The 18858-nt window shown below is 54.8% G+C and carries 15 protein-coding genes and 1 tRNA gene; 9 read left to right on the forward strand and 7 right to left on the reverse strand.

Annotation, left to right across the window (positions count from 1 at the left end; all coding sequences use genetic code 11):
* Positions 1–1404 precede the first annotated feature (1404 nt).
* From Q0775_RS14400 to rlmF, 4 genes are all read left to right on the forward strand, one after another.
* Positions 1405–1923: a MarR family transcriptional regulator gene (locus tag Q0775_RS14400; RefSeq protein ID WP_298862258.1), complete on the forward strand. Its 519-nt coding sequence runs from the start codon at positions 1405–1407 to the stop codon at positions 1921–1923.
* On the forward strand, positions 1913–3142 hold the full coding sequence (locus Q0775_RS14405; protein WP_298862260.1) for an efflux RND transporter periplasmic adaptor subunit: 1230 nt from the start codon (positions 1913–1915) through the stop codon (positions 3140–3142). Before Q0775_RS14400 ends, Q0775_RS14405 begins: the two co-directional genes overlap by 11 nt.
* Complete coding sequence (locus tag Q0775_RS14410) at positions 3142–6270, forward strand: efflux RND transporter permease subunit (protein ID WP_298862262.1); 3129 nt, start codon at positions 3142–3144, stop codon at positions 6268–6270. Before Q0775_RS14405 ends, Q0775_RS14410 begins: the two co-directional genes overlap by 1 nt.
* A gap of 210 nt (positions 6271–6480) precedes the next feature.
* On the forward strand, positions 6481–7407 hold the full coding sequence (rlmF, locus tag Q0775_RS14415; RefSeq protein ID WP_298862265.1) for a 23S rRNA (adenine(1618)-N(6))-methyltransferase RlmF: 927 nt from the start codon (positions 6481–6483) through the stop codon (positions 7405–7407).
* 392 nt (positions 7408–7799) lie between these two features.
* Here the strand turns inward: rlmF and Q0775_RS14420 are convergent.
* Positions 7800–7875: transfer RNA gene (locus Q0775_RS14420), tRNA-Thr, on the reverse strand.
* Between the two features lie 121 nt (positions 7876–7996).
* Here Q0775_RS14420 and Q0775_RS14425 point away from each other — a divergent pair.
* The 3 genes from Q0775_RS14425 (at position 7997) to kynU (ending at position 10953) form a co-directional block, all read left to right on the forward strand.
* Entirely contained in the window at positions 7997–8872 is an 876-nt protein-coding gene (locus Q0775_RS14425; RefSeq protein ID WP_298862268.1) for a hypothetical protein, read from the forward strand.
* A 62-nt stretch (positions 8873–8934) separates the two neighbouring features.
* A complete protein-coding gene (locus Q0775_RS14430) occupies positions 8935–9762 on the forward strand; it encodes a tryptophan 2,3-dioxygenase family protein (RefSeq protein WP_298862271.1) in 828 nt (275 codons plus the stop codon).
* Positions 9763–10953 carry a kynureninase gene (gene kynU / locus Q0775_RS14435; RefSeq protein ID WP_298862276.1) on the forward strand — a complete coding sequence of 397 codons (1191 nt, stop codon included), beginning with the start codon at positions 9763–9765 and terminating at the stop codon, positions 10951–10953.
* Between the two features lie 36 nt (positions 10954–10989).
* Here the strand turns inward: kynU and Q0775_RS14440 are convergent, their stop codons facing one another.
* From Q0775_RS14440 to Q0775_RS14450, 3 genes are read right to left on the reverse strand one after another with little or no spacing between them, the layout of a single operon-like run.
* Positions 10990–11784, reverse strand: coding sequence for a metal ABC transporter permease (locus Q0775_RS14440; protein WP_298862279.1), 795 nt, complete (start codon positions 11782–11784; stop codon positions 10990–10992).
* Positions 11784–12524: a metal ABC transporter ATP-binding protein gene (locus Q0775_RS14445; protein ID WP_298862282.1), complete on the reverse strand. Its 741-nt coding sequence runs from the start codon at positions 12522–12524 to the stop codon at positions 11784–11786. Before Q0775_RS14445 ends, Q0775_RS14440 begins: the two co-directional genes overlap by 1 nt.
* Positions 12525–13007, reverse strand: a complete 483-nt coding sequence (locus Q0775_RS14450) for a transcriptional repressor (protein WP_298862285.1) — start codon at positions 13005–13007, stop codon at positions 12525–12527.
* A gap of 91 nt (positions 13008–13098) precedes the next feature.
* Here Q0775_RS14450 and Q0775_RS14455 point away from each other — a divergent pair, with 91 nt between their 5' ends.
* A complete protein-coding gene (locus Q0775_RS14455; RefSeq protein ID WP_298862288.1) occupies positions 13099–14019 on the forward strand; it encodes a zinc ABC transporter substrate-binding protein in 921 nt (306 codons plus the stop codon).
* 90 nt (positions 14020–14109) lie between these two features.
* Here Q0775_RS14455 and Q0775_RS14460 read toward each other — a convergent pair whose 3' ends face one another.
* From Q0775_RS14460 to Q0775_RS14470, 3 genes are all read right to left on the reverse strand, one after another.
* Positions 14110–16140: a PhoX family phosphatase gene (locus Q0775_RS14460; RefSeq protein ID WP_298862291.1), complete on the reverse strand. Its 2031-nt coding sequence runs from the start codon at positions 16138–16140 to the stop codon at positions 14110–14112.
* 115 nt (positions 16141–16255) lie between these two features.
* The gene (locus tag Q0775_RS14465) at positions 16256–16726 is read right to left on the reverse strand and encodes a GNAT family N-acetyltransferase (RefSeq protein ID WP_298862294.1); all 471 of its coding nucleotides are present in this window, start codon (positions 16724–16726) and stop codon (positions 16256–16258) included.
* Positions 16727–16824: 98 nt separating this feature from the next.
* On the reverse strand, positions 16825–18189 hold the full coding sequence (locus Q0775_RS14470) for an FAD-binding domain-containing protein (RefSeq protein ID WP_298862297.1): 1365 nt from the start codon (positions 18187–18189) through the stop codon (positions 16825–16827).
* Here Q0775_RS14470 and Q0775_RS14475 point away from each other — a divergent pair.
* Positions 18164–18814 (forward strand): ATP-dependent Clp protease proteolytic subunit, encoded by a 651-nt coding sequence (locus Q0775_RS14475; protein ID WP_298862300.1) that lies wholly within the window; start codon positions 18164–18166, stop codon positions 18812–18814. The genes Q0775_RS14470 and Q0775_RS14475 overlap by 26 nt on opposite strands.
* Positions 18815–18858: the final 44 nt, after the last annotated feature.

Here is an 18858-nt window from a genome sequence, read left to right on the forward strand (position 1 = left end):
CCCCAGAACTGACTGGAAGGGTGCGGTGCCGTGCCAGTCCCTAAAGGAAGGAGAGATGGTCTTAGCAACCCATAATTCATTCTGATTGCAACCATCTTGATAGTGCTGCTTTAGTAATATTGAAGCATAAAACACTAGAGATAGGCGTAATATCACCTCTCGTATGAAGGCTACTTTGGCAAAATTTTATCGGAACGATGATGACTGTGGTTCGAAAACCACTGGCTTGGCGATGAGCAAGTTTAGATCAATAAGGCCAAAATTGCGATGTCAGCCGAGGAAATAGAGCTAGAGAGAGAAGCTTGAAACCGAGAGCCGACGACTTGACCTCGCTGAAGAGGTTGAAAAGAGAGAAATAACTCATAGAGAAAAACAGCATAAAGAGCGGCCCATTTCCCGGAGCACAGGCAACAATCGCTGGTGCAATCCTCGCTCTTCTAAGCGGCTGGATAGGTGCAACCATAGCCAGTTCATCAGGCGAAAAGATATCTTCGGCCAATGTCGCGAATATCTTGGAAAATGAAAGAACCAAGGTTCGAGGCAACCTTAACTTAGAGTTGTCAAAGCAGTCTACCGCCAAAACTTGGCAAGGTTGAAGTTCGAAACGTCGTTGATTTTAGGTGCTATCGAAGAGAGCAACAGAGAAGAAACGATCAGGAATTTACGATTTTTCCCTGCTACGGTAACCGTATTGGCCCGCAAACGCCGAGCTTTGCTCAATACTCGGATTATGTCGGACTTCAAAATCTGTCCCTAGTATCTAGGGCGGCGGACGACAGTATAGCCCCTTGTAAGGCTCGACACCGATGCAAAGTTCGCAACCTCAATCGACTGGTCGCTTTTCCGAGAACCCGTTTTAGGTGAGCCAATTTCTATGGCCACCTGCCTCCCTAGTACAAATAGACGCAGCCTCCGTACTTGCACTGTTATTGAACTGGCACCCGATGCGCATTCATTCAGCCATAATTGCAAAACTCGAGTAGCCTCGGCCGGTTCACTAATGATTTCTGCAATCGATGATGCCCGTCTTGGCATCCAAAATGGTGTTGCGTTTAACCGCGCCACTGGAAATGCAAGCATAGCTTTTGCTGCACGGCTAAAAAGTATCTCGACAGAAATCTCTAGCATCATCGACGTCGGCGCAAACTAAGAAAATAAGAAAGTATCTTTAGGAATCATACGTTTATACCCACGTAGATAAGCTCCTTTTTGAACTCGAAAGATATTTTTCTACTGCGCGGCACATTGCACTTATCCGTATATTTTTTTGCTCATACCACAGATATGACAGTGCGGCTCTCACTGGGTAGCGTGTGACGTTACGTTTTGTTCAGTCAAAACTAAACAAACTTGACGAGACGTGGTCTTGGAGCATAAACGGCCTGAGAGCAGCAGGAGCAGCACATGTCCAACGACATCACCTATGACGCCGTTCGCACAGATTTCATTGAAAAGACCGGGCTGATCACTCAGGCTGAAGGATTACCTCGCATTGCAGGACGTGTGTTTGGAATGCTGATCTTTGATGGCGAAGTGGTTTCCTTTGGTGATCTTGCTACCAAACTTCAGGTCAGCCGTGCCAGTATCAGCACGAGTATTCGTATTCTTGAGGAACGCGGGTTGGTGAAGCGAGTAACAAAACCTGGTGAACGACAGGATTTCTTTCAACTCGCCCCAAATCCATACGCCACGATGTTGGAACGTATTCATAAACGAAACCGTTCAATCCAAGCCGACATCGCAGAGACGATCCGAAGTCTGCCCGCAAATTCGGAAGCCCTTGGTCGACTTAATGCACATGCCAACTTTTACGCCTCTTTGGACGCAGCAGTCGCAGTGGCCTTGTCCGAACTTGACACATCCAGGAACACCTCAGCGATGCTGCAGCCCACCGCCCCGAAGGATTACGCAGATGACGCATGAAGCAGCCAAGCAAGATGACACAAAAGACCCTAAGGTAGATGAGGCCAGAACACCTACACCTGAGCCGAAACCGGACGTGATAGATGCTACGCCAGCGAATGCACCTTCAACAGCAGATGCCGGACGCCAAACACTGACATTCACCTCAGATGATGGCGCATCTCGCTCTACTTGGTTCGCGGCGTTTTTGGTGCTGATCCTTGTCGGTTGGATGGGCAGCGGATTTATCATCCCGTCACAAGACACCGATCCTATCGTGGCACGCGAAGAGCCGAAGCCAGTTGCGGTCGCTGTTACGACATCCATGGCCCAGATCGTCACCCAGTTCTATCAGGCAGAGGGACAAGCCCTCCCTGATCGCGACACGATGTTGCGGGCCGAGACCTCTGGTGACATTGCCGAGGTTTTGGTTGCCAAAGGTCAGGACGTGTCGGCCGGCGATATCATTGCCCGCTTCAATCCCGCATCAAATCAAGCGGATGCAAATCGCGCTGCCGAAGAGTTGTCTCGGGCGCAGCGTGAATTCGACAACGCCGAACAGCTTCTGCAGCGAGGGGTTGCTACAGCTGACCGTGTGGCGCAAGCACGGGCTACGCTAGCCTCTGCACAAGCACAAGTTACTGCGGCAGAGCAAGCTGCCAATGCTCTCACAATCGCCGCCCCCTTTGCGGGACGGGTCGAGACGCTGAACCTTGATGAAGGCGAATTCGTCGCTTTGGGAACCGAAGTAGGTCGTCTCGTTGACATCACGCCGCTGACAGTTGCCATTCAGGTGCCCCAGCAGTCCCTCACACGGCTGTCCGTAGGACAGTCCGCAACGGTGCGCTTTATCACAGGAGAAGAGCGGAACGGTGTGGTCACATTTGTGGGCACATCTGCCGCATCCGAGACCCGCACATTTTTGGCCGAGATCGAAGTTGAGAATGCTGATGGTGCGATCCCCGCAGGTATCTCTGCCGAAGTGATCATTCCGACGGGCGAGACAATGGCACATTTTTTGTCGCCATCCATCGTATCGCTGAACACCGAAGGAGCCTTGGGCGTGAAAACAGTCGACGGCGACAATGTGGTCAAGTTTTTTCCGATTGAGGTTGTCAAAGCGCAGATTGACGGCATTTGGGTGACGGGGTTACCCGAAAGTGTGGACGTAATCACCGTAGGGCAGGGATTTGTAAATGAGGCCGAGACTGTCGCCCCAAGTGCCGGGGAGACAAACTGATGAACAGTATCATTGATTTCGCCTTTTCCCGTTCAAGGGTGGTGGTCATGGCGCTGATTATGATCCTGTCGGTTGGGGCTTACGCCTATATCTCGATCCCCAAAGAGGCCAATCCAGAGGTGCCGCTACCTCTTTTTTACGTTTCTAGCGGTCTTGATGGGATCAGCCCTGCAGATGCAGAGCGGTTGCTGCTGGAACCGATGGAAACGGAATTTGCGTCTATTTCGGGTTTGAAATCCATGAACTCAGACGCAACCGAGGGCTTTGCATCCATTCAATTGGAGTTTGAGGCGGGTGGTGACAACCAAGAAGCCTTAGACAAAGTGCGCGAAGCGTCGGATCGCGCACAAGGGGAACTGCCCGATGATGCCTATGACATTACGATCACAGAAATTAACACAGCCCTTTTCCCGATCATCACAGCGATCCTGTCGGGCCCTGTCCCTGAACGGACCCTCAACAGTCTTGCCGAGCAAATGCAGGAAGAGATCGAAGGCCTGAGCGGTGTTCTTGAGGTAGACATCGGCGGCCAGCGGTTCGAATTTCTGGAAGTTCTGATCGATCCCACAGTGTTCCAGACCTACAACTTGTCGTTCGATGAACTCATTGGACAAATCCAGCGCAACAATCGGCTGATCGCGGCGGGTGCGATTGAAACGGGGTCAGGGCGTATCGTGCTCAAAGTTCCTGGCCTTATCGAAGATCTTGAAGATGTGATGGCTATGCCCGTGAAGGTGCGCGGCAATGCGGTCGTTACTTTTGGCGATGTGGCTACGATCAGGCGCACGTTCGAAGATCCGGACTCCTTCGCCCGTATCAATGGCCAGCCAGCCCTGGCCTTGGAAATCACAAAGCGTTCCGGTGCGAACATAATCGACACAGTGGACGAGGTGAAAGCAGTAGTCGAAGCTCTGCGTGTCGACTGGCCCGATAGCGTTAAGATTACCTATCTGCAAGATCAGTCCAAACAGGTCAAAGACATGCTGAGCGATCTGGAAGCCAACGTCATCGCCGCCGTGATCCTTGTAATGATTGTGATTGTTTTTGCCCTTGGGACGCGGTCGGCAATACTTGTCGGGCTATCGATCCCCGGCGCGTTTCTTGCAGGTGTCGTTGCATTGTGGGCGATGGGCTTTTCGATGAATATCATCGTGCTCTTTGCTCTCATTCTGGTGGTCGGAATGCTGGTCGACGGGGCCATCGTGACCACCGAACTTGCCGATAGAAAATTGCAGGAGGGCGTCGAGCCAAGAGAGGCCTATTCCTTTGCCGCCAAACGCATGGCATGGCCTATTATCGCGTCCACGGCGACAACTCTTTCGGTGTTCTTCCCGCTGCTATTCTGGACGGGCATGGTTGGCGAGTTCATGAAATATCTCCCCATCACCGTGATCCTCACCTTGTCGGCTTCGCTGTTTATGGCGTTGGTATTTATTCCCGTAATGGGCGGATTGATTGGCAAACGTCCTCCGCAGTCAGCTAAGGCGAAGGCGGCGCTCCATGCTGCAGAAATTGGTGACCCACGAGAAATGAGCGGCTTCACAGGCAGGTATGTGCGATTGTTGGAAAAAGCCATTACGCGTCCAGCTGCAACCCTTTTGCTGGCAGTTGCGCTGTTGCTGGGTGGCTTTGGTGCTTATGGGCAGTTCGGGAAAGGCGTCAGCTTTTTCCCATCGATTGAACCTGATTTCATGCAGGTGCAGGTTCGCGCCCGTGATAACTTCTCCATCTTTGAACGTGACGCATTGGTGCGGGCCGTTGAAAAACGCATTCTGGCCTACGAAGAGATTGCCAGCATTTACGCACGATCTGTCATGTCGGCAGGTCAAGGCGATGAGGAAACCATCGGCACGCTCCAGTTGGAGTTAATGCCATGGGATACCCGCCGCACGGCAGCAGAGATTGGCGTCGATATCCGTAAAAGCGTGTCCGACATCGCAGGCATTGACGTGCAGGTGCAAACCGAAAGTGGTGGCCCTACGACTGGCAAGCCTGTGAACCTCCAGATAACAGCCCGCAATCCTGATTTGCAGAACAAAGCTGTTCAACAAATCCGCAACATCATGGATGGCTTGGGTGGCTTTACGGATGTGACAGATACACGTCCTGTTCCCGGCGTCGAAGTATCAATTCTTGTAAACCGGGCAGAGGCTGCTCGTTTTGGTGCTGACGTGAGCTTGCTTGGCCAGGCGGTGCAACTGCTGACCCAAGGTATCACCGTGGCTGACTATCGCCCTGACGATGTGGATGGATCACTCGACATCCGTGTGCGGTTCCCACGTGAAGAACGGACACTGGCAGAACTTGGCAGCCTACGGGTGCCAACCTCGTCTGGTCTGGTCCCGATCTCAAACTTTGTGACGTTTGAACCATCAGATCGCACCGGCGTCATCCGCCGCATTGACGAAAAACGTGTGGCAACGATCGAAGCTAACGTCGCACCAGGTGTGCTGGTCAACGATCAAGTAATTGCCCTCACAGCGGCCTTGGAGAAAGCTGACCTTCCTGAAGGCGTTGCGTTCAGCTTTGCAGGTGAGGCCGAAGATCAGGCCGAAAGCATGATCTTTCTTGTCGGTGCATTCATCACCGCGATCTTCCTGATGTTTGTGATCTTGGTTCTTCAGTTTAACAACTTCTATCAGGCCTTCGTTGTTATGTCGGCCATCATATTTTCCATCGCAGGGGTCCTGCTGGGTTTGATTGTCACGGGCCGTCCCTTTGGGATCGTCATGGGTGGCATTGGTGTCATCGCCTTGGCGGGGATTGTGGTGAACAATAATATCGTGTTGATCGACACCTACAATGATCTGCAACGATCAGGCCAATCTCCACGGGAAGCAGCCCTGCGCACAGGTGCGCAACGTCTGCGTCCCGTGATCTTGACGTCCGTTACAACGGCTTTGGGCCTCATGCCGATGGTGATCGGGGTAAACCTGAACTTCTTCACCCGTGAGATCGTCTATGGCGCACCTTCAACCCAGTGGTGGACAGAACTGTCGTCGGCTATCGCAGGTGGTCTGGTCATTGCGACAATTCTGACGCTGGTAGTAACACCTGCGATGCTGATGCTGGGCGAAAAGCGAAAGTCACGTGGAGTTTCAAAACCTTCACTGGCAGCGGCGGAGTAAGAAACGATCATTCAGGTTTCATTCGAAAGGTAAAAACTTTTGCGGGGCCCGCAAAACGAAAAAAGAACACCTACAGAAATCTATTCCAAAAGCCGTCATAGTTTTTCGGCGGTTCGGTGCCAGCTTCGTGCGCATAGCAGACTACGATGCCCTAAAGCCGCTGAAATGACTCTCGCGTGACGTCAACAATCTTTTATAAAGGCTCCTCCTATGGCCAACAAACCAAAGCTGCATCCCCGCAATCAACACATATGTGGGTACGACTTTGTGCGCTTAGTGGCACAGACACCTGAACTTGAGACGTTCACAATCCGTAACCCGCGCGGGATCACGACGATAGACTTTCAAAATTCGAGTGCTGTCCGTATGCTTAATCGGGCGCTCCTAAAGACGCATTACAACATTGATTTTTGGGATATCCCAACCGGCTATCTATGCCCACCAATTCCTGGCCGTGTAGACTACATCCACTATCTCGCTGATTTGCTTGCTTCCGATAACAACACTGAAATTCCACGTGGTTCGACCATAAAAGCATTGGATATCGGCACCGGAGCGAGCTTAATCTATCCCCTAGTCGGTCAAAGCGAATACGGCTGGCACTTCACTGGTGTCGATATAGACCCTGCCGCAATTCAGTCGGCACAGCAGATCTGCGAAACCAACAAGCTGAAGATTACCCTCAGACACCAAGAGAAACGTGAGAATATCTTTAGAGGTGTGATCACCCCCGATGACATGTTTCACGTTACTCTGTGCAACCCGCCGTTCCATGCCTCCATGGAAAAAGCAACAAAAGGCACCCAGCGCAAGTGGGGTAATCTTGGCAAGGGACAGTCAAAAAACCTCAATTTTGGTGGTCAAAACGCTGAGCTTTGGTGTCCCGGTGGCGAAATAAAATTTATCGCGACAATGGTTGAACAAAGCATGGAATTCGCTGGCCAGTGTCTGTGGTTTACCTCCTTAGTGTCGAAAAAAGACAACCTCCAACCACTCGCCCGAATTCTGAGAAAAGCCAAAGTTGCCGAAAGTAAGGTCGTTGAAATGGCGCAGGGGCAAAAAACCAGTCGTTTCGTCGCGTGGACCTACGTGAAGCAACATGAGCGCTCATTGATTGTAAACGGAGCCATGCCATAGGGTATCCTTACGGAAATTCTGCAATGCAGCTAGGGCCTGTTTTAGCCACGCTGCGGTCTCGCTCGACAGATAACCCAAACCCGTTCGGCGGGATCCTAATTTTGATGCAGACGGGGTAAGCATCATCGACACGCTGATTGTTCGATGCTGTTTTTCTCGCCATGGTGTCAGGTGTCACAGATGGCAGCTCTGGAGTTGGGCGCGGGATTCGGTGTTGAGAGAATTTCAGCCCAGTTCGAGTTCGTCTGTATCATTACCGAAGATAAATATGGTGACGAGTGGAACAAAAACATACTCATTAGAGCATCGCAGTTAAGGGGGGCGAAAGAGGGAGGCAGGATGGGCAAGAAAGCCTCAAGGTGCCGTGCTTTATGGATTTTTTTAAAATTAAATGGTGCCCCCACACGGACTCGAACCGCGGACCTATTGATTACAAATCAATTGCTCTACCAGCTGAGCTATAGGGGCATTGATGGGCCGTTTAATGCCATTACAAAGATCGCGCAAGAGGCTTTTATGCTCCTTTTGCAGGTTTTACAGCTCTGCTACATACAGATAGAGATAAAATAAAACATATGGGCGGCAGATAATGAAATTGGTCCTACACACGGGCGTTCACTTTACCGAAGAAGACCGCATGATGAAGTGCCTTCTGCGCAACGCTGACGACTTTGCGACGAAGGGCGTCATGGTGCCTGGACATGGGAAATACCGTGCTATTCTACGTGATACATTGAATGCCATGGTCAGTGCACCTCCCTCTGAGATGGCCCGTGATGTGTTGGTCGATGCGTTTTTGGACGACACTGAAGCGGACCGGGTGATCCTGTCGGACGCCAACTTCTTTCGTACACCAAAGACCGCTGTGCAGCAGGGCATGTTCTATCCAGCGGCTCCTGTGCGAATGATGCGGATGGCGCAAATTTTCGAACGCGATGAAGTCGAGATATTTATGGGAATTCGCAATCCCGCGACATTGCTTCCGATTCTGCACAGCAAGTCGGAAAATCCTGATCCTGCCTACTTTTGGGGTGGTCGCGATCCGCGCGATGTTTTGTGGTCCGAAACGATTGGTCTGTTGCGCGAAGCGGTCCCTGAAGTACCGATCACCATATGGTGCAACGAGGATACGCCGCTCATCTGGGCGCATATCATTCGCCAGATGGCAGGGCTGCCTGACGATCAAAAGATCATTGGCGGGTTCGATTTGCTCAGCTCGATTATGAGTACCGAGGGCATGAAGCGGTTCCGCGCCTATCTCAAAGATCACCCCATTATGACAGAGCATCAAAAGCGCCGCGCGATTGCTGCGTTTCTGGATAAATATGCCCTTGAGGGCGAGGTGGAAGAAGAGCTGGATATGCCAGGCTGGACCGATGACGTTGTGGACGAGATGACCGAGATCTATGACGAGGATGTAGCAAAAATTGCCGCAATGTCCGGCGTGCGGGTGCTAATGCCGTAATGCACAATTGCCGCCTGTACGCTGCGGGCTACGCGGCAATGCACATATGAAAGAGGCCAGATATGAGCGAATTTGAAGCGGCCTCCAAGGGGGCGAAAATGGATTTTTCCAAAGATATGTCTTATGGTGACTACCTTGGCCTTGATCCCATCCTGAATGCGCAACACCCGCTTTCGGATGCGCACGACGAAATGCTCTTTATCATCCAGCACCAGACTTCCGAATTGTGGATGCGCCTTGCGATTCACGAGCTTGAGGCGGCGCGGCAGGCGATGCAGGGCGGCGAATTGCCTGCTGCCTTTAAGATGCTCTCCCGTGTGGCGCGTATATTCGAGCAGTTGAACAATGCATGGGACGTGTTGCGGACCATGACGCCTAGCGAATACACGGCCTTTCGCCCCAGTCTTGGCAACTCTTCGGGATTTCAATCGCATCAATACCGTTTGGTGGAATTTCTTTTGGGTAACCGGAACGAGTCCTTGATGAAACTGCACAAACATAAGGCAGCGTCCTTTGCTCGTCTCGAAGCAGAACTTGCTCAGCCGAGCCTCTATCAGGTGGCCATTGCGCGGCTGTGTGATCGGTTTGACCATCAGCCGCTCGCTGGAGCGCCGGGCCGCTCGGACTGGAAGGCACAGCAGGCGGTCCAAGACCTTTGGCAGCGTGTTTACGAGGATCCGGGTGCGCATTGGGATTTGTACGAGCTTGCCGAGAAGCTGGTCGACCTAGAGGATTACTTCCGCCGCTGGCGCTTCAACCATGTCACTACTGTTGAGCGGATAATTGGTTTCAAACGCGGCACAGGCGGTACAGCCGGCGTATCCTACCTACGCAAAATGCTCGAAGTGGAGCTGTTTCCCGAATTATGGAATGTCAGAGGAGCGCTTTAAGTGTCCAATATCCTGAGAAAAGATGCATTTATCATCCCCGAGGGGGTGATCTACCTCGATGGTAATTCCCTCGGTCCGCTGCCCAAAGCAGTGGCCGCGCGTGTGCAAAGCATGATTGCAGACGAGTGGGGCGAGATGCTCATTCGCGGCTGGAACGGGGCAGGCTGGATGGACCAGCCAAGCCGCGTGGGCGATCAGGTGGCGCGCATCATTGGCGCACCCAAGGGCACTGTGGTGATGGGGGACACCCTTTCGCTCAAAGTGTTCCAAGCGCTGGCTGCTGCGGTCAAGATCAATCCGACACGTCGCGTGATCCTCAGCGATACAGGCAACTTTCCCTCTGACCTTTACATGGCCGAAGGGCTGGTCGGGTTGCTAGAGCAGGGATACGAGTTGCGCACGGTGGCACCTGAGGAGGTAATGAATGCAGTGGATGAGAGCGTGGCAGTGGTGATGCTCACGCAGATCGACTACCGCACAGGGCGGATGCACGACATGAACGCAGTGACTGCTGCGGTGCAGGCCAAGGGTTCTGTGATGCTCTGGGATTTGGCGCATTCGGCGGGTGCTGTGGAGGTGGACCTCGAAGGCTCCAACTGCGAGTTTGCCATCGGGTGTACCTATAAATACCTTAATGGCGGTCCGGGTGCGCCTGCGTTCATCTATGTGCGCGATGATCTGGTCGAGACGATTGAACCTGCGCTCAGCGGCTGGCTCGGCCACCGCCAGCCCTTTGCCTTTGATCTCAATTACAAGGCAGGGGCAGGGATCGAGCGGATGCGCGTTGGCACACCGCCCGTGATCCAGCTTACCGCACTCGAAGTTGCGATGGAGCTTTGGGACGATGTTGATATGGCAGAGTTACGCGCGGAATCGATAAAGCTTCAGGAACAGTTCATCATGGAGATTGAGCGCGATGTGCCGCAACTAACTTTGGCCAGCCCGCGTGACAGTGCCGTGCGTGGCTCGCAAGTGTCGTTCCAGTTTCATGAGGGCTATGCTGCGATGCAGGCCGTGATTGACCGCGGTGTTATTGGCGACTTCCGTGCACCTGATATCATGCGCTTTGGCTTTACTCCGATGTACCTCGACAGCGCTGATGTGAGCGCTGCCGTGGCGATCATCGCGGATGTGATGAACAATAGTCTTTGGGATCATGATCAGTACAAAGTGCGCTCAAAAGTAACCTGATATCAATGTGATGTAAGGAAAGGCTTATCTTTTAGATTAGCTGCGTTTAAGCAGGGGCGACAGAGCTGCACTTATGGCAAAGAGTGCGGCAGCCATTGTTACAATGCTTGGCCCTGCGGGTGTGTCAAAGGCAAATGCACCCGCCAGCCCGCCAAGGGCTGACAGGGTTCCTACGGCCACGGCAAGCGCTGCCATTGCTTCGGGGGTGCGTGCAAACGGGCGGGCAGCGGCGGCGGGAATGATCAACATCGCCGCGATGAGCAAGGCCCCCACAACTTTGATCGCAACGGCAACTGTTACCGCCAATGCCAGCGTCAGGATCAGTTGTTCGCGGCGTGGTGAAATGCCGCTGGCCGTGGCCAGATCAGGCGATAGAGTCGATGTCAGCAGCGCCTGCCAGCGCCAGACCAGCAGCGCGAGGACCAACCCTGCGCCTGTCCAGATCACCACCAAGTCTTGCACAGTGACTGCCAGAATTTCACCAAACAGATAGCTTTCAAGGTCAACTCTGACCCCCTCGATCAAAGAGACAGCCACCAGCCCCAGCGCAAGTGCGGCATGTGCTAACACGCCCAGCAAGGCATCCGAGTTCACCTGTCGCTCGGACAGGGTCGTGACCAGCAGCGCCATGGCAAGTGCAACGGCCAAAACACCGGCGAAAATCGGTAATTCAGTTGCCAGCGCCAAAGCGACGCCAAGGATTGCAGCATGGCTGGTGGCATCGCCGAAATAGGCCATGCGCCGCCACACCACAAAACAGCCCAGAGGGGCAGCAGCAAGGGCTACGCCCAGACCAGCAAGGGCGGCGCGTAGGATGAAATCGTCCAGCATCAGGAAGCCTCCTCATGGGCGCAATCATGATCGTGATGATCATGGTCATGATCGTGACGGTAAAGCGCCAACGCCCCTTGGGTGCCCGTGCCAAAGAGTGCGCGATATTCGGGCGCATCGGCCACGACCTGTGGCGTCCCTTCGCAGCAGACGTGTCCGTTCAGACAGAGGACGCGGTCTGAGGCGGCCATCACGACATGCAAATCATGGCTCACCATCAGCACGGCACACCCCCGCGCTTGCCGCACCGCTTCGATCTGTTGATAGAACCGGGCAGCACCCGGCTGGTCCAGCCCTTGGGTTGCCTCGTCCAGAATGAGGATATCGGGTGCTTGCAGCAGCGCACGCGCAAGCAGCACCCGTTGAAACTGTCCCCCTGACAGTGCGCCAAGCTGACGTTCCGCCAGCTCTGGCACGCCAGCATCACTCAGCGCTGCAAGCGCCTCGGCCGCAGGCACGCGGGAGGGGAGATTCAGAAACCGCGCCACAGTGAGGGGCAGGGTGCTGTCAATCGACAAAGATTGCGGGACATAGCCGATGCGAAGGCCTTTTGCGCGGGTCACATGCCCTTGTGCTGGAGGAATGGCACCGATCAGGGCACGCAGCAGCGATGACTTGCCCGAGCCGTTGGGTCCGACCACGGTTACAATTTCACCACGTGCAATCGAGATGTTCACATCCCGCAGCACCGTGCGTCCGCCATAAGCAAGGTGCAGACCGTGGGTTTCGATAAGGCTCATTTACGCGCCCTCGTGGACGCAGTCTGGGCATAAGCCTGTCGCCTCCACAACGGTCCGTTCAATTACAAACCCTGCGGCGCGTGCAGCGTCGCCCAAGCGCCCTTTGCTCAGGCCGGTGTCTGCTTCGGCCACGGTCTGGCACGCGCGACAGATGAGGAATGTCGGCGTGTGATCCTCGCCGGGATGCACGCAGGCCGTATAGGCATTCAGTGCTTCGATTTTATGGGCAAACCCCGCCTTCACCAAAAAGTCCAATGCGCGGTAGGCGACCGGGGGTTGGGACCCTAACCCTTCGGACGAAAGCCGCGCCAGCACGTCATAGGCACCAAGGGCGCGATGCTCGGCCAACAAAATCTCGAGCGTGCGGCGGCGCACAGGCGTGAGTCGCAGTCCAAGGGCGGTGCAATGCGCCTCCGCTTGCGCGAGCAGGGTGCTCATACAGGTGCCATGGTCCGCACATTGAAAGCCGATGGGATCGGACATGGGGCTGCTCCACGTAAGGTCAATTTGCATATTGATATGTTATAACATCCGCATTAGCAAGAGGGGGAATCGATCAACTTCAGGAGTTATCATGCGCCAAATGCTTGCCGCCCTTTGCCTTATTGCGCCCCCCGTCGCCGCTGAGGATGCACCGCGTGTCGTAGCGGATATCGCGCCGATCTACTCGCTGGTCACACAGATGATGCGAGGTGCAGGGACACCTTCCCAGATTATTCCGACGGGGGCATCTCCGCATGGGTATGCCATGCGCCCTTCGGAGGCGCGTGCGTTGCGCGATGCTGATTTGGTGGTTTGGGTTGGTCCTGCGCTAACCCATTGGCTCGAAGAGCCGCTGGATACATTGGCAGGGGATGCAGCAAGGCTCACTCTCATGAGCCAGGCAGGCACAAAAACTCTGCCCATGCGAGAGGCGGTCAAGCTGCTCGACGGGGAAGAACATGACCACGATCACGATGACGATCACGAGGGCCACGGCCATGACGGTGATGTTGATCCTCATGGCTGGCTTGCACCTTCCAATGCTGTGCTCTGGGCTGGAGTGATTGCTCAAACGCTAGAGGAGATGGATGCCGCAAATGCAGCAATATACACTGCCAATTGGGAAGATTTCCGTAATGAGATGGCGGATATCGAACAAGAGCTGACCGACAAGCTACGTCCTTACCGTGACACGTCGTTCATCGTGCTGCACGACGCCTTTCACTATTTCGAAGCGACCTTTGGCGTCGAGGCCGATGCCTTCATCGTTCCGGGAGACGGCAGCACTCCGGGCCCAGCGCAGATCAAAGCTTTGCGCGATTACTTGGCCGAAAATCCAGCAACCTGTGCCTTCACCGCACCGCAGGAAAACGACAGCCTGTTGCGTACTGTCATTGAGGGGCAAGGCACACGGATTGCGGTGCTTGACTCAATGGGTGATGGCATCACACCCTATGCCACGCTTATCCGCGAGTTTGCCGATGATATGGTGGCCTGCTTGTCGCAAGGATGAGGCAAATCAGGCATCTTCCAAAGTGAAACCTCTCCTGTTCTTGTTAACAGGAGAGGTTAAGGTCACTTGGTAGATAATTGTATTTTATACCTAAACAGCGATTTTTCCACCGCCTTTTTTCGTAATCACCAAGACCGCTGGACGCGGTGGCATGGCGGGGTCAAAGTCAGGCCAACGGGTCGCAGGATCCTCGAACGTCGAGGCGCGATTGAAGCCCTTAAGGTCTTTTGTTCCGTCCGTACCGGGGTGCTGCACGGCGACAAAAAGCGTCTCCTGATCTTCGGTAAAATAAGGGCCGCACATTTCGCCCCCCACAGGGCAGCGGAAAAACAGCTTGGACGTGCCTCGTGCGTCCCCTTCGGTTTCCACTCCGTAAAGACCATCTGATTTGCCGGTTCTTTTCCAGTTGCGCCCTTGATCGGTGGCGACCCACAGGCGGCCCTGCGCGTCCATTGCGGCGTTATCAGGTGAGCCGAACCAGCCATTCACGGACGTCTCGGGGTTCCAAACGGCGCCAACTTCGGCAACAGCAGGATCACCGCAGCGTACAAGGATCGACCATGTGCCGCGCGGAGCACCGTGATCGCCGCCATCCTCCTTGATCTCGATGATATGGCCAAATCGGTTTTTGTCGCGCGGGTTTGCAGCATTGGTCTGCGCAGTTTTGCGGCGGGAGTTATTAGTGAGCATGAGGTACACCGTGCCATCGCCCCGCGGCTGCGCATCTTCGGGACGGTCCATGGGTGTGGCGCCCAAAAGGTCAGCGGCCAAACGGGTATCGATCATCACGTCCCCTTGATCGAAAAATCCGTTTTCGGCCGTGAGAGGGGCTGCGCCATAAGTAAGCGGTAGCCATGTAATCGTGCCATCCTCATCAAACCGCGCGACATAGAGCGTGCCGTCGCTCAGCAATTTGGAATTGGCAACTCTGTTCGCGCCTACAACACCTTGCGAGACATATTTGTAGATGTAATCAAACCGGTTGTCGTCACCGGAATAGACAACAAGCCGCCCGTCAGCGGCCAATGTTGTCTCGCACCCTTCATGGCGAAAACGCCCCAATGCCGTGTGTTTGATAGGCTTTGAGTCAGGATCACGCGGGTCCACCTCCACGATCCAGCCAAATCGGTTCGGCTCGTTAGGTTCGGCGTCGATGTTAAAGCGGTCGTGGGTTGTTCCCCATGCGTACCACATGCCTGGCACGCCGTAGCGTTTGTGGCGCTCGACCTCTTTCTCGCTCAGAGAGGAGAGGTCAATCTTGCCTTCTGCGTCCCGCTTGGATGTCCAGAAATAACCGTGAAAATTCTCCTCCGCCATAAGGTATGTCCCCCAAGGAGTCATGCCGCCTGCGCAGTTGTTGAGCGTGCCGATGATGGTCATCCCCTCGGGGTCGGCATTTGTCTGCATGCGAGGGTGGCCTGCGGCGGGGCCGTCGATGGTCATCGCTGTATTGAGCGGCGTGATGCGGCGATTGCGCGGGCTGGTGCGGTCGACGCGCCATGCGCCTGTTGTTTCCTTTTCGATCTCCACGACAGTACCGCCGTGGGCGGCCATCTCGATATCAATCAACTCGGACGTCATGCCTGCAAACCCCGCACTGTCCTGACGGCCCAATGCGGGGAACATGACCTCCTCGTTGGTGTATTCGTGGTTCACGCAGAGCATCCCGCGCGTGCCAGTGTCGTTCAGTGGCGTGAAACCCACGTAGTCATTGTTATAGCCAAACTGCTGGAGTTGGGCGGCGGCGCTCTGGTTCATCACGTCAAATTCCGGTGCGTCTGACGTAATCGGATCCCCCCACCGCAACAGGATTTCGGCGTCATATCCCTCGGCCACATGGTGCATGGTGTCGTTGCCCCACTGAAGCTCGGTAAAGTTATAGCGCGAGGAAGTGCTCGCTGCCGCTTGTTTAGGGGCCATCAACGCCGAAGTGCCGAAAAGGGCGGTGGTTGTGGTCACAGCCAACGCTCCGCGGAACACCTCGCGGCGCGAATAGCGTGCGGCGATCACTTCCCCGATGGTGCGGGTCAGGTTAGGATTTGTAGGGATGTCATCAAAGGCCTCATAGGCCTCGGCCTTATTACCGATGGCGGGATCGTTCAGGATATCGGCACGGTTCATAGGGTGCTCCAACAGTGTATTTCGGTTGCCTGTGGTATGGGCTGTTCTGTCACAAATCTGTAACGGCTCAGTGAAGGTTTTGCGACATGTGCAACTTTATCCAACCTGAGTCTGATTACGTCTTGGACAAATGCAGCGCCACAAAAACGCTCTCTGGGTCCGAGGCGTAGTCGCCAAAAGGAGGACAATAGACAAAACCTGACCGTTCATAAAGACGTCGTGCCGCAGCAGAAGCATCACGGCTGCCTGTCTCTAGAAAAAGTGTTGTGACGCCCTCGGCTTGCGCTTTGTCTATGATGTACCCAAGCAGGGCCGCGCCGACACCGCGCCCGCGTCCCGCCTCAAGGACATGCATTGATTTTATCTCGGCAGTTGTAGCTGACAACTTCATTATGCCCAGCATGCCAAGGCATGAATCGCCTTCCCACGGCGCAAAGAGCGCCACCTCAATGGCGATATGATCATCTGCGCTCAGATGATGATTGCTCTCGGCGGGATATGCGGCTTCGCCATAGGAGATATGAGTATTTATCAGATGCCGAATTGCCGGCTCGTTCAGATCAGCTGCTTGGATGTTCAGTGTCAAATACTGTCCTCTCGTGGTCAAAAAAAGGATCGGGTATCTCGCCGTTAGGTCAAACGACTTCAGCCTCCTGCACCGGATCAGACCCCCTTGAAAATCTCCTATGCAAATTTACTGAGCAGATCAGGGATGTGTTTGCGGAATTTGAAGAACCCGGCTGTGGCCAGCGGCCAAGCGGCGGTATCGATTTCGCGGCGGACTTCGGTGATGGGGGTATCGCCTGACTTGCGCCAGCGGCGCAAAACGCTTCGCATGGCCCCAACGGGAGCATGGGGGGCGATAATATGGTCAAGCTGATGCGCAGCAGCCCAATCGGCAAGGGACGCGTCGTTCTCCAACACAACGGCATCGGGCGACACATCGCGCAAAAGGGCAGTCCGAAACTCGGCGACCATGGGGGACATTTGCCACGGACTTTGCGCCGCTGTGGCATCAAAATAGGCGGTGGTAACGGGCGTGATCCCAAGCGTATCATGAAAAGGTGCCATGATATCATCAGAATGGAGAACCAGCCCCACGCGGTCGGCAGGGGCGCCGCTATAGGGGGGCAGCTCAGAAATTGGCTGGCGCTCGGGCGCTGATGGGGCGCTGATGGGTTGGGCCTCAGCGGCGAGGCCCTGCACGCCCACAAATCGCCCGTCTGTGAACTTGGCGATATTGGACGGATCAGCGAGATAGGTCTTTCCTTGCGTTTGAATGCCTGCGACCCAGCGCCAGCTAAGCGTGTTGACCGCCGCATCACCGTCGAGCAGGTGGCGCAAGAAGAAATCAGCGCCCAATTGCCAAGGCAGCTTCAGCGTGAATATCCAGATAGACGCGAACCACATTCGCGCATGGTTGTGCAGATACCCAGTCTGGACCAATTCCTGCGCCCAATGGTCAAAGGGTTTGATCCCAGTCTGGCCCAGACATGCGGCCTCCCAGCGCTGGCGCAACCCGCTTTGGGTTTGCACCTCGTTGTGCAGCCGCGTCAGATCATCGCGGTAGGCGGTCCAAACAGCGGGACGCTGCTCCATCCATCCTTTCCAATAGGTGCGCCACCAGACCTCGGCGATAAATTTGTCAGCCTCACGCGCGGTTACCTCGTCCAACACGGCACGGCAGACATCCCCTTCGTCCAGTACCTTCATCCGCAGATAGGGCGACAGGGTCGATACATGGCTATGCGCCCCTGCGCCCATATCAAAATTGCGCTTTTGCGCATAGTTTGCGCCTGCATGGGGGGCGAAATCGGCCAACCGCATGTGGGCGGTGGCGGCGTTTGGCGGGAAGGGGGTGTGCTCATTACTCATCCATGGCGAGATAGGCCAGTACCGCGTCAGATCAACCAGCAGCGTTATCAGGCCCAGCCCCCCTTGAAGCTCCCCGTTGGCAAGACTAATCTTGTGGTAACGCTTGTTCGGGTATGGTCCCGCACAACCCCATTTGAAGGCAGAGCATATGCAAGATCCCGTCGAGACATACATGAACCTCGTTCCCATGGTTGTGGAACAGACAGCACGCGGCGAGCGCGCCTATGATATCTTCTCGCGCCTGCTCAAAGAGCGGATTGTATTCATCAACGGCCCGATCCACAGCGGCATGAGCCATCTGGTTGTGGCGCAGTTGTTGCACCTCGAGTCCGAGAATCCCTCCAAAGAAATCAGCATGTACATCAACTCACCCGGTGGTGAGGTGTCGGCGGGACTCTCGATCTATGATACGATGCAGTACATCCGGCCCAAGGTGTCCACCCTGATTTGCGGCATGGCGGCTTCGATGGGGTCGGTTATCGCAATCGGTGGCGAGAAGGGGATGCGTTTCGCGCTGCCCAACTCCGAAGTGATGGTGCACCAGCCTTCCGGCGGCTCGCAGGGTAAGGCCTCCGATATCCTGATCTCTGCACGTCATATCGAGAAAACGCGCGAGCGGATGTACCAGCTTTATGTACAGCACTCGGGTCAAGATTATGACACCGTGCAAAAAGCCATGGACCGCGACACGTGGATGACACCCGATGAGGCCAAAGATTGGGGCCACATCGACGAAATCGTCGCAAACCGCGGCAAAGAAGATGACAAAGACGCACCCAAGCCCAAGAAGGGCAAGTAAGCCACAACGCCGCACTCCTCGGTTTATGCGATTGCAGGACCGGG

Source organism: uncultured Sulfitobacter sp. (assembly GCF_947499945.1).
GTDB lineage: Bacteria > Pseudomonadota > Alphaproteobacteria > Rhodobacterales > Rhodobacteraceae > Sulfitobacter.

Bases quoted from the DNA above. Each gene is read 5' to 3' on its own strand.
- Q0775_RS14400 (WP_298862258.1), top strand. From the start codon at position 1,405: ATGTCCAACGACATCACCTATGACGCCGTTCGCACAGATTTCATTGAA.
- Q0775_RS14405 (WP_298862260.1), top strand. From the start codon at position 1,913: ATGACGCATGAAGCAGCCAAGCAAGATGACACAAAAGACCCTAAGGTA.
- Q0775_RS14410 (WP_298862262.1), top strand. From the start codon at position 3,142: ATGAACAGTATCATTGATTTCGCCTTTTCCCGTTCAAGGGTGGTGGTC.
- rlmF (WP_298862265.1), top strand. From the start codon at position 6,481: ATGGCCAACAAACCAAAGCTGCATCCCCGCAATCAACACATATGTGGG.
- Q0775_RS14425 (WP_298862268.1), top strand. From the start codon at position 7,997: ATGAAATTGGTCCTACACACGGGCGTTCACTTTACCGAAGAAGACCGC.
- Q0775_RS14430 (WP_298862271.1), top strand. From the start codon at position 8,935: ATGAGCGAATTTGAAGCGGCCTCCAAGGGGGCGAAAATGGATTTTTCC.
- Q0775_RS14440 (WP_298862279.1), bottom strand. From the start codon at position 11,784: ATGCTGGACGATTTCATCCTACGCGCCGCCCTTGCTGGTCTGGGCGTA.
- Q0775_RS14445 (WP_298862282.1), bottom strand. From the start codon at position 12,524: ATGAGCCTTATCGAAACCCACGGTCTGCACCTTGCTTATGGCGGACGC.
- Q0775_RS14450 (WP_298862285.1), bottom strand. From the start codon at position 13,007: ATGTCCGATCCCATCGGCTTTCAATGTGCGGACCATGGCACCTGTATG.
- Q0775_RS14455 (WP_298862288.1), top strand. From the start codon at position 13,099: ATGCGCCAAATGCTTGCCGCCCTTTGCCTTATTGCGCCCCCCGTCGCC.
- Q0775_RS14460 (WP_298862291.1), bottom strand. From the start codon at position 16,140: ATGAACCGTGCCGATATCCTGAACGATCCCGCCATCGGTAATAAGGCC.
- Q0775_RS14475 (WP_298862300.1), top strand. From the start codon at position 18,164: ATGCAAGATCCCGTCGAGACATACATGAACCTCGTTCCCATGGTTGTG.
- Q0775_RS14470 (WP_298862297.1), bottom strand. From the start codon at position 18,189: ATGTATGTCTCGACGGGATCTTGCATATGCTCTGCCTTCAAATGGGGT.